Source organism: Streptomyces deserti, from assembly GCF_054782695.1.
In genome coordinates this window covers 1-1,241 of record NZ_BAAGRZ010000109.1, presented here as the reverse complement: position 1 = coordinate 1,241, position 1,241 = coordinate 1, and the positions used below count along the sequence as shown (strand labels likewise).

At 65.9% G+C, this 1,241-nt stretch carries 1 pseudogene; it reads right to left on the bottom strand.

Annotated features, from left to right (window positions below):
• Window positions 1-1,191: pseudogene (locus ACYVMZ_RS39305) on the bottom strand (IS3 family transposase); the annotation flags it as partial.
• Window positions 1,192-1,241 lie beyond the last annotated feature (50 nt).

Sequence of the window (1,241 nt, the reverse complement as noted above, 5' to 3'; positions counted from 1 at the left end):
ACGGGCGGAACGTGGCTTATCTCACCGTGGAGTCTTCGGTGGTTGTACCAGTCGACCCACTCGGCGGTGGCCAACTCGACGTGGGAGAGCGTCTTCCGGGGCCGCTGGGGCTTGATCAACTCGGTTTTGAACAGGCCGATCGTGGACTCCATCAGGGCGTTGTCGTACGCGTCACCGACGGAGCCGATGCTCGCCGCGATGCCGGCGGCGTCCAGGTGCTCGGCGAGCTTGAACGATGTGTACTGTGACCCGGCGTCGGAGTGATGGATCAACTCGCCTGGCTGAACGGGCTGTTGGTCACGGTCGCGTTGCCAGATGGCCATCTCCAGGGCGTCCAGGACGAAGACGGTCTCCTTCTCGGTGGCCGCGGACCAGCCGACGATCCGGCGGGAGAAGGTGTCCACGACGAACGCGACATAGACAGTCGCGGACCAGGTCTTCACGTGGGTGAAGTCCGCAACCCAGCACCGGTTCGGAGCGACGGTGGCGAAGTCGCGGTCGACCAGATCGGGGCCCGCTGGACCTGTCCGCCGGGGACCGTGGTGATGACGCGTTTGCCGCGCACCGCGCCCTGGATCCCGAGCTCGCGCATCAGGCGCTCGACGGTGCAGCGGGCCACCGCATGTCCCTGCCGGTTCAGCTCGCGCCAGACCTTCCGGGCTCCGTAAACACGGTAGTTGGATGTGTAGACGTCCTGGATCCGCTCCTTGAGTTCCTCGTCGCGCACGGAACGGGCGGAGGGCGTTTGGAGGCGTTTCTTGTGGGCGTAGTACGTGGAAGGGGCGATCTTGCAGTCGTGTGCGGTGAGCATCCTGCAGATCGGCTCGACCCCGCCGAAGCGGTCCCGGTGCTCGTCGATGAACGCTACGAGCGCGTGTGTGGCCGGTCGAGCTCGGCCGCGAAGAAACTCGCCGCGGCCTTCAGCATCTCGTTCGCCCGCTTCAGCTCGGCGTTCTCTTTCTTCAGCGCCTTGAGCTGGGCGGACTCCTCCGTCGTCGTCCCCGGACGCTGCCCCGCGTCGATCTCTTGCTGCTTCACCCAGTTCCGCAGAGTCTCGCGGGAGCCGATGCCGAGCTTGTCCGCGACCGCCTGCAAGGCGGCCGTCTCGTTCGGGTAGTCGTCGCGCACTTCGGCGACCATGCGCACCGCGCGACGGCGCAGCTCAAGCGGGTAACGGGAGGGTCGTGCCATGACTCAATCCTTTCACGGAATCGAGTCTCTACCTGACACGGGGCGGTTCA